Origin of the sequence: Roseburia faecis, assembly GCF_001406815.1 — a bacterium.
In the GTDB taxonomy this organism is placed as follows: Bacteria; Bacillota; Clostridia; order Lachnospirales; family Lachnospiraceae; genus Roseburia; species Roseburia faecis.
Genome location: NZ_CVRR01000093.1, coordinates 104,238 through 112,687, shown reverse-complemented (window position 1 = coordinate 112,687; position 8,450 = coordinate 104,238). Strand labels below are relative to the sequence as shown.

Genomic DNA, 8,450 nt, shown 5'->3' with positions numbered 1-8,450 from the left:
TATTAAAGGAAGAAGGCCGCAGACCACAGAGTAAATCTTATGTCTGGCTGGTACGAACTGGTGACAATGGTGGGATTCCTATACTGTAATAAGCTGTTTGAGTATGAACGATCTTATCGAGAAAAAGGATTATCGCTCAAACAGATTTATCATCGCCGCCTGAAGGATCAAAAACCTGGCATAGAGGCTTTTTTGTCATGGCTTGATCAGCTGCATCCGGAATCCGGAGACAGGCTGATCAAGGCAATCAACTATTCCAATGGTTGCCGTCCGTTTATGATGAACTATCTGAAAGATGGTGCATGCAGCCTGAGTAATAATCTCAGTGAGAACAGCATTCGACCATTGGTAGTTGGCCGTAAGAACTGGCTTTTCTGTGATGCACCAGCCGGAGCGGATGCTAGTATGAAAATCTATTCTATGATAGAAACGGCAAAAGCCAATGAACTTGACCCACTTAAATATCTGAGCTTCCTTCTGGAGCATCGTCCTGGTGCTGAAATGTCAGAGGAGGAATTGGAACAATTTGCCCCGTGGAGTGAATTGACTCAGAAAACTTGTAAATAAAATGTAGTGAAATACTCGCATGTCTGGCATCCTAGCGCGGGGTGTCAGATTTCATTTATAGGGTACGCCCTAAAACTATGCGCTTACGACACAGGAACAAATAACACCGAATAATAAGTATTCTATGGATGGCAACACGATATGGGTGCGGACATTGGATTTGAACCTTCCGTTTCCGCAGATTGCAGAGCAGTTAGAGAAAATAGCAGGTGATTATTTTGGAAGCGGAAAATTTGATAGAACTGGTATCGGAACAGACAGAAGATGCAAAGAAATCATCGAATACGGCATTTAGCTATCATATGAGAGCTGTTTTATTAACATGGAATATTAGAATAAGGGGAAAAAAGATGATTTGTGGAATGACATATTACCAGATATGCTGGTATTTTTTGATCTATTCATTTGGAGGCTGGGCACTTGAAGTTGTCTATCATGCGGTAGCCTGTGGAAAAGTAATTAACAGAGGATTCCTAAATGGACCCGTGTGTCCGGTATACGGATTTGGAGTGCTTTCGGTATTTGCGATGATGAATACGTTTCAGGGCAGCGGATACCAGCTGAATGACGGTATGATTTTCCTGTTTGGTGTGATTTTGGCAACTGCGGTTGAACTGATCGCCGGATGGCTCCTCGACGTTTGCTTTCATGCAAGATGGTGGGATTATTCCAACAAGCCATTGAATTTTCATGGATATATCTGTCTGGAGTTCTCATTGATCTGGGGAGTGGCGATTCTGCTTGTTGTGAAAGTATTTCAGTCTTTTGTGGAACATCACACTTCTGCGCACGCGCCATCCATTGTGGGCTGGATGGTCGTTGCCATACTTTATGCATTGTATCTGGCGGATCTTATAGTGACCGTTGCGGTTATTCAGGGACTGAACAGGAAACTTACGAGGCTGGATACAATTCGTGCCAACATGCGGGTGATCAGTGATAAGATTAGTGATTCTCTGGCAACAACGACGATTGATACCGTACAGAAAGTTGGCGAAGGTAAGGTGCAGGCGGCTTTGGCCAGGGCAGAGTTTAAGGAAGCAACGGAAGAGAAAGTAAATAAATCCATTGAGACGCTTCGCAAAAATAAGGCAGATCTACAGAAGGAATTTGATGAGTTATCCAGCTCAATCGTAGAGCATACGTTTGTGGGACAGGGACGACTGATCAAGGCTTTTCCGGATATGAAACACAGAGATTATCTGGAAGTGGTTCAGGAATTAAAGAATAAGATGAGAGATAGAAAATAGAAAATAGAAAATAGAAAATAGAATATATCCCTTTTGAGTTTGTCAAGTAAAGTGTGTAAATTTTTTGATTTTTTTGTGGTGGTCGATAAATCGCCCACCATTTTTACGAGCTTCAATCAAACGGAAGAGCCGTCTTTTTAAATTTCATATATTTTGTAAATATAATTTTTGACAGGATCGGAGTAACACAGCCAATTTTTGTTGGTGCAAGTGACGGAGGTATGGTTGCACAGATCTATACACAGAAGTATCCGAAAGAAGTTGGCGGAATCATTCTGATTTCAAACGGTGGGATGGATGCGGCTACGCTTAAAAGCCTTAAGAAGAAATATTTTCTTGCACCGCTTATGCTGTTTTATATGAAATATTGCAATTATGAAAAATTAAAACCGAAACTGATCAGGGCAGGAATGGGACATATCCGCAATGAAAGTAAAGAAGAAATTGCGTATGCACAGGAGATGTTTGAAACTATTTTTAAGGATTATACGAAGGAAAAAGCTGTGCATATTTCCGGGCTGCTGGCTGATCTGATGAATCAGACACCTGTCACAGAGTCGGATTTTAAGGAACTGGAAGGCAAAATATTACTGATACTTCCGGATTAGGATTTCTTTTCCGGTAAAATGCAGAAAGATCTCATTCGGCTGATGCATAATCCAACCATTAAATATGTTTCGGGTGGGCACCTTTCGACAGTCCTGAAAGTAGAGGATTATGTGCAGACAATTCGTGGATTTCTGCTGAAAAATTTCTGAATATTGCATATATGCCGGATCAACACATTCGATGTATAAAGTTTTTGAAAGATGTGACGATACTTGTATTAGTAGCAGTGCAGATGCAGGGGCTGGCACAATGATGTTGATCTTGTGATAGGAGGAAGGGTTATGGCAGTTAATACAAACACAATAGTTTCAAATGTATATGCTCAAAATTATACACCGGGCAGTAAGGAAAAAACGAAAGTAGCCAGGAATACGGAAACCGGGGAAGTAAAGAAAGAAGAGAAGGTAACGGAATCCAAAGATTTGGGAAAGACGATTGGTGATCCAAAACTTTCGAAAGAAGCGCAAAAGTATTATGAAAAATTAAAAAAGAAATACGGAAATTATGATTTTATTCTGGTAAGCAAAGATCAGAAAGCAAATGCTCAGGCAAATGCCGCAAAATATGCAAATAATATTAAGACAGTCGTTCTTATTGATGAAGAGAAAATTGAACGAATGGCTATGGATGAGAGTTATCGTAAGAAATACGAGGGAATTCTCAGTGGAGCAACAGCACAGCTGCAACAGTTAAAATCCAGCGTGGAAAAATCCGGTGCTGATGTAAAGGAGTATGGCATGCAGGTGAATGATGGTGGAACCACTTCGTTTTTTGCAGTGCTCAGAAAATCATCGTCGGATCAGAAATCCAGAATTCAAAAGTCTGCGGAGAAAAAGAAGGCGGAAAAGAAAGCAGCGGAGAAAAAGGCAGAGAAAAAGCAGGAGAAGGAACGCCTGGAGAAATCCAAAGAATCCAGGACTGAGAGTGAGGATGATACACAGACCATTACATTAACTGCCAATTCTGTAGAAGAGCTTATGGATAAAATAGGTGAATATACATTTGTAGAGAGGAGTAATGAAGTCCGGACGGATCGCGAGAAGCTCATGGGACAACATGTGGATTATAAGCTGTAAAAGAAAAAATTGAAATAAAGGAAATTGCAACATTGGCACAGACATATACCGTAAGAATAAAAAATGGAACAAAAAGCGTAAAGCGCTGCCGCATTTTTCTGTGGTGGAAGAAATATACCTGTATCAGGCGGGAAAATAGCAGAGTATATTATGAAAAAAAGGAATGTTCCAGATGGGAAAAAAATCATATGCAGCGTTATTGCAGAAGAAGGAATCTTACATTTGAAGCAGTGCCAACGCAGTATACGCGAAGCAGCAATTACCGTAGCCTTTTTTTTGCAAAGTATCCATCACCTACCGGAAAATACCGGTGTGCATACTGTGGGAAAAAGAAGTCAAAAGATAAAATAACGATTGACCATATTTTTCCGGTTCATTGCATGGAGGAGTATCCGGCAGTGCGTAGAAGAGCCGCATTGTTTGGAATTCACGGTTCGAATGATATGAAAAACTTATGTACTGCCTGTATGCGGTGCAATCAGAAAAAAGAAGCGAAAATGGGAATCTGGATTCTGAAAGGCTTTATTGGAAAACAGCCTTGGTACTGGCCGCTTCGGAGAATACTTACGGTGATACTGGTGTTTTTTGTGCTATATCTCGGGCGAAAAATATATATGCCTGTGGTATGGAACTGGATAAATACATTACAAAAATAAAAGCTGGGAAAAATGTATAAATACATGCAAACCCGGGAATTATTTTCCAGAGGTGAAAAGCATGAAAAACAGGATGTAACTTACGGAGGATAAAAAGAATATGGCAATTGGAGCATTACAGACAGGATACACTACATTATACGGAAAAATAGCAGGACTGGGTACACAAAACGGACAAACGCGCGGAAGCAGTTTTCGGGAGCATATAGACGGAACCGAAAAGAAAGCGCCGTATCAGCATCTGGCACAAAACGGTACAATCACGTACAAAGGGGTTACGTTTGTATGTGATACGGACAGAAATCGGATTACACTCGGGGATGTCACCGACCGTAGCAAGTGTCTGAACATCAGCTTAAAAGGTGGCGGGTGTCTGATGGTCAACCGGGATAATCTCAGTGACCTGTCACAGGCAATTACGATGTTCTGTCCGGAGGATATCAACCGTATCATGACAGCAATCGCGGAGGATAAGCGGGCGCAGCAGATGCTTCTGGAAAAGGACGAAATGGAAAGCAGTGTTGGGGAAATCATCACGGAATAAAAGAATGTACTATGATTTAACAAAAGGAAAAATATCAAAAAATCTTATCTTATTTGCACTGCCGATGATGGCGGGCAATCTGATGCAACAGTTTTACAATATTGCGGATACACTGATTGTCGGGCGCGTGGTTGGAAAGAATGCACTCGCGGCGGTGGGGTCCGCCTATACACTTATGACCTTTTTGACCTCGATTTTTCTGGGACTTTCCATGGGGGCAGGAGTCTTATTTTCCATTTATAAAGGGAAAAACGATAAGCATGCGCGCGGGTAGCTGTGGCGCATGCTTTTGTGCTCATCATGGCAGTGATGGTCTTCGTTAACGTGCTGGTGTATGTGTGTATGCATCCTATTCTGTGGTTTCTACGTGTGCCACAGGAAGTCATGGAGGGGATGCGGCAGTATCTGGTTATTATTTATGCGGGGCTGCTTGCCTCTTCACTGTATAACTTTTTTGCCTGTCTGCTCCGGGCACTCGGAAATTCTACGGTTCCGCTTGTATTTCTGGCGGTATCTTCCGTTTTAAATATCGGACTGGATCTGTTGTTTGTTGTAGGCTTTCACTGGGGCATCCGTGGGGCGGCGGCAGCAACTGTGGTTTCCCAGTATATAGCGGGAATCGGCATTTTGCTGTATGTTGTTGTGTCACAATCAGGGCGTGCGGCTGGCGCAACGATGAAACCGCAGAAATCACAGCAGAAAGGGATGCTGCGTGAGGGATTTGATCCGGTTATCATGAAAGAAATTATAACGTTGTCTTCACTGACCTGTCTGCAGCAGTCGGTCATGAATTTTGGAATTCTGATGGTGCAGGGGCTTGTAAACAGTTTCGGGGCAACAACGATGGCGGCATTTGCGGCAGCGGTCAAAATTGACACATTTGCATATCTTCCGGTACAGGATTTCGGCAATGCGTATTCCACGTTTGTCGCACAGAATTATGGGGTGAAAGATTACGGACGGATCCAAAAAGGAACGAAGGAAGCCTTTGCGATCAGTATTGTATTCAGTATCATTATTTCCATTCTGGTGTGCACGTTTGCAGCATCTCTGATGGAGATTTTTGTGAAGGCACAGGAGACGGCGGTCATCGCGTGTGGTGTGCAGTATCTGCGTATCGAGGGCTCGTTTTACTGTGGAATCGGGTGTCTGTTTCTGCTGTACGGATATTACCGGGCAATCAACAAAGCACAGATGTCAGTGGTACTTACGGTGATCTCTCTGGGGCTGCGTGTTGTGCTGGCCTATATCCTTTCGGTGCCGTTGAAAGCCCCGGGAATCTGGGTGGCAATTGTGAATCACAAAAATTTAAAAGAAATTTAATAAGAAGACAAAAGATTCCGTGCTATAATGAGCCTGTCAGAATGTAAAACGATGGGAGGAAATGAGCATGAGAACGTATGGACGTTTATTGAAAAATATAGCAGCAATAGCACTTCTTCTGGCATTACTTTCCATGCTATTGCCGTTTTGTAAGTTTTCGGCAGGCGGGCAGGAGATGACGCTGTCCGGTCTGGATGTGGTGAAAGCAGGAGGAAGGGCAGGTTATACGTATCTGACAGAAGGCAGAGTGGCAGATACTTTCGTTTTAAAAGCTCCGATCACGGTTGGTACGGTAAAAAGCAGTCTTTCTTATGTACAGGGAGTGGGACAGATGCGGCTTCTGGCAGTTTGTGCCATTGCAGCACTGCTCCCGGTACTGCTTTGTTTTTTGTCTGTGGGAATGTTGTTTCTGGCGGAAGGAAAAAAGACGATGCTGCTGCCAACGCTGTTTACCAGTCTGGTGCTGGCAGAACTGCTGATTGTTTTGGCTGTGTTTCCGGCACTGTATCCGTTTCTGTTGTCAGGGATATATTTCTTTACCCTGCTGCATGGAGTCGCATGGATACTCATACTGACAGGATGGATTACAGGAGGGTACCGGCCACCCGAAAAACAGGGAAATGAGCAGATAAAAAGGGAAAAGAATCCGAAGCGGTCTGGACACGGCTGGCGGCGCAAAAAAGCTCACCGGCGGAGAAAGTCGAAAAAGAAACGCAGCCGGAAAGAGGATTCTTCCACAAAAAAGAAGAATACAGCAGGAAACAAAACATTCGAGTGGAAACATTGTCAGATTTCCTATGACCCTTCGAAACAGACATACCGGATGATCAGTGATTCTCCGGAGAAGATTTTACTGCTGAAAGAAGACAACGTGATAGGAACGTTAGAACAGGGAGAATGCGTACATGTGGAACGCCCGGTGACGCTGCAGATTCAGGGAAAGGAAGAAAGTCTGCATTTAAAATAAATGACAGGAAAAGAAAAACTCCGCAGAACCGGAACCCTCAGGGATTTGATTCTGCGGAGTCTTTTATTTTTTCCTGCGGATATGTACCTCAGGGATAGCTACATTGTCATAGTGCACCGGGGCATCTTCACCCGGAGTTTCTTCGTGATCTTCCGGTTTGTGGGTGTGCACTTCCGGAATCGCTACATTGTCGTAGGTCAGGTCGTAATTATGCTTTTCCGTTGCCTTTTTCTTTAATTTTTTCCAAAACATTTTCGTTGTCCTCCCAATTACAAAATATTGATAAAAAAGGTAATTACAAGGCTGTTGATAAAATCTGCAAATAAACTTCCGATCAGAGGAATCAGGAGATACGCTTTTACGGAAGGCACGTAGCGGTCACAGATGGCCTGCATGTTTGCCATGGCATTTGGAGTAGCACCCATACCAAAACCACAGGTTCCGGCAACCAGTACAGCGGCATCGTAATCCCGTCCCATAATATTAAACTCGATGAAGTAAGTAAATACACAGATCAGTACGACCTGTGCCGTCAGCAGGATCACAAGCGGAAGCGCTAAAGAAGCAAGTTCCCAGAGCTTTAAGGTGATCATCGCCATACCCAAAAAGAGGGAGAGACTGATACCTCCAAGGTCGTTGATTTCACCCATGTGGATCGTTGCTTTGCCGGAGTATTCGGCAATGTTGCGGATCAGTGCGGCTGCAAGCATGGCACCGATGTAAACCGGAAAGGTAAGTCCGGTTTTGGTCAGAAAATAAGAAAAAATAGTTCCCAGACCGATCGCAAGGATTAACTGAAATACGGCAGATGCATACATGTTCGTATGGCGCTCATGTTTCTTTTCGTCCTCAACCAGCAGACTGTCATCTTCCGTGACTGCCGTGGACAGCAGGTTCTGTTTTTCAATCAGGCGTCTGCCGAGCGGACCGCCGACCAGACTGCCGGAAATCAGACCAAAGGTGGCAGCTGCAGTACAGATCGTGGTGGCTCCCTGAATATTAAAATCTTCTAATACAGGACCGAATGCTCCGGCTGTACCATGACCGCCGACCATTGGGATGGAGCCGGTACACATACCAATCAGCGGATTTAAGTGCAGGACATGGGACAATCCCACGGCAAGAAGGTTCTGACATATAATCAGTGCAACGACAAGACCGAGGAAAACTGCCATAGCTGTGCCCCCGCTTTTTAACACTTTTAAGTTGGCCTGAAAACCGACCGAGGTAAAGAAAAATACCATGCATACTTCCCGGAGTGTGTCGTCAAAAGAGAATTCCGCAATTCCGGTAACATAACAAAGACAGGTCAAAATTGCAAACAAAAGACCGCCAATGACAGGTGCCGGAATACAGAATTTTTCCAGAAACCCGATGCGGTGTCTTAAAAAGCTGCCAAACAAGAGTACCAGTACAGCAACTGCCAGTGTCTGGTACATATTCAAATGTATTTCCATA

The 8,450-nt window shown here is 43.7% G+C and carries 12 protein-coding genes; 10 read left to right on the top strand and 2 right to left on the bottom strand.

The features are described 5' to 3' along the window. Window positions 1-39: 39 nt before the first annotated feature. The 10 genes from M72_RS16125 (at window position 40) to M72_RS16085 (ending at window position 6,992) form a co-directional block, all read left to right on the top strand. Entirely contained in the window at window positions 40-567 is a 528-nt protein-coding gene (locus M72_RS16125; RefSeq protein ID WP_055068916.1) for an IS66 family transposase, read from the top strand. A gap of 124 nt (window positions 568-691) precedes the next feature. Next, entirely contained in the window at window positions 692-862 is a 171-nt protein-coding gene (locus tag M72_RS17275) for a hypothetical protein (protein ID WP_176694806.1), read from the top strand. A gap of 55 nt (window positions 863-917) precedes the next feature. Next, on the top strand, window positions 918-1,817 hold the full coding sequence (locus tag M72_RS16120) for a putative ABC transporter permease (protein ID WP_055068915.1): 900 nt from the start codon (window positions 918-920) through the stop codon (window positions 1,815-1,817). 89 nt (window positions 1,818-1,906) lie between these two features. Next, a complete protein-coding gene (locus tag M72_RS16115) occupies window positions 1,907-2,425 on the top strand; it encodes an alpha/beta fold hydrolase (protein ID WP_141652773.1) in 519 nt (172 codons plus the stop codon). A 282-nt stretch (window positions 2,426-2,707) separates the two neighbouring features. Further along, the gene (locus M72_RS16110; protein WP_155175972.1) at window positions 2,708-3,502 is read left to right on the top strand and encodes a DUF6033 family protein; all 795 of its coding nucleotides are present in this window, start codon (window positions 2,708-2,710) and stop codon (window positions 3,500-3,502) included. Window positions 3,503-3,534: 32 nt separating this feature from the next. Next, window positions 3,535-4,158, top strand: a complete 624-nt coding sequence (locus tag M72_RS16105) for an HNH endonuclease (protein ID WP_055068913.1) — start codon at window positions 3,535-3,537, stop codon at window positions 4,156-4,158. Between the two features lie 100 nt (window positions 4,159-4,258). Continuing rightward, window positions 4,259-4,702, top strand: coding sequence for a hypothetical protein (locus M72_RS16100; RefSeq protein ID WP_022046199.1), 444 nt, complete (start codon window positions 4,259-4,261; stop codon window positions 4,700-4,702). Window positions 4,703-4,706: 4 nt separating this feature from the next. Beyond that, entirely contained in the window at window positions 4,707-4,976 is a 270-nt protein-coding gene (locus M72_RS17875) for an MATE family efflux transporter (protein ID WP_055068912.1), read from the top strand. Between the two features lie 26 nt (window positions 4,977-5,002). After that, entirely contained in the window at window positions 5,003-6,025 is a 1,023-nt protein-coding gene (locus tag M72_RS16090) for an MATE family efflux transporter (protein ID WP_314733832.1), read from the top strand. Between the two features lie 67 nt (window positions 6,026-6,092). Further along, on the top strand, window positions 6,093-6,992 hold the full coding sequence (locus M72_RS16085) for a hypothetical protein (protein WP_055068910.1): 900 nt from the start codon (window positions 6,093-6,095) through the stop codon (window positions 6,990-6,992). A 63-nt stretch (window positions 6,993-7,055) separates the two neighbouring features. Here M72_RS16085 and M72_RS16080 read toward each other — a convergent pair whose 3' ends face one another. Then, entirely contained in the window at window positions 7,056-7,244 is a 189-nt protein-coding gene (locus tag M72_RS16080) for a hypothetical protein (protein ID WP_022046195.1), read from the bottom strand. A gap of 17 nt (window positions 7,245-7,261) precedes the next feature. Continuing rightward, entirely contained in the window at window positions 7,262-8,449 is a 1,188-nt protein-coding gene (gltS, locus tag M72_RS16075) for a sodium/glutamate symporter (RefSeq protein ID WP_055068909.1), read from the bottom strand. Window position 8,450: the final 1 nt, after the last annotated feature.

Excerpts from the sequence above, each read along its gene's own strand:
- gltS (WP_055068909.1), bottom strand. The coding sequence starts at position 8,449 with ATGGAAATACATTTGAATATGTACCAGACACTGGCAGTTGCTGTACTG.
- M72_RS17275 (WP_176694806.1), top strand. The coding sequence starts at position 692 with ATGGATGGCAACACGATATGGGTGCGGACATTGGATTTGAACCTTCCG.
- M72_RS16100 (WP_022046199.1), top strand. The coding sequence starts at position 4,259 with ATGGCAATTGGAGCATTACAGACAGGATACACTACATTATACGGAAAA.
- M72_RS17875 (WP_055068912.1), top strand. The coding sequence starts at position 4,707 with ATGTACTATGATTTAACAAAAGGAAAAATATCAAAAAATCTTATCTTA.
- M72_RS16090 (WP_314733832.1), top strand. The coding sequence starts at position 5,003 with ATGGCAGTGATGGTCTTCGTTAACGTGCTGGTGTATGTGTGTATGCAT.
- M72_RS16110 (WP_155175972.1), top strand. The coding sequence starts at position 2,708 with ATGGCAGTTAATACAAACACAATAGTTTCAAATGTATATGCTCAAAAT.
- M72_RS16125 (WP_055068916.1), top strand. The coding sequence starts at position 40 with ATGTCTGGCTGGTACGAACTGGTGACAATGGTGGGATTCCTATACTGT.
- M72_RS16120 (WP_055068915.1), top strand. The coding sequence starts at position 918 with ATGATTTGTGGAATGACATATTACCAGATATGCTGGTATTTTTTGATC.
- M72_RS16085 (WP_055068910.1), top strand. The coding sequence starts at position 6,093 with ATGAGAACGTATGGACGTTTATTGAAAAATATAGCAGCAATAGCACTT.
- M72_RS16080 (WP_022046195.1), bottom strand. The coding sequence starts at position 7,244 with ATGTTTTGGAAAAAATTAAAGAAAAAGGCAACGGAAAAGCATAATTAC.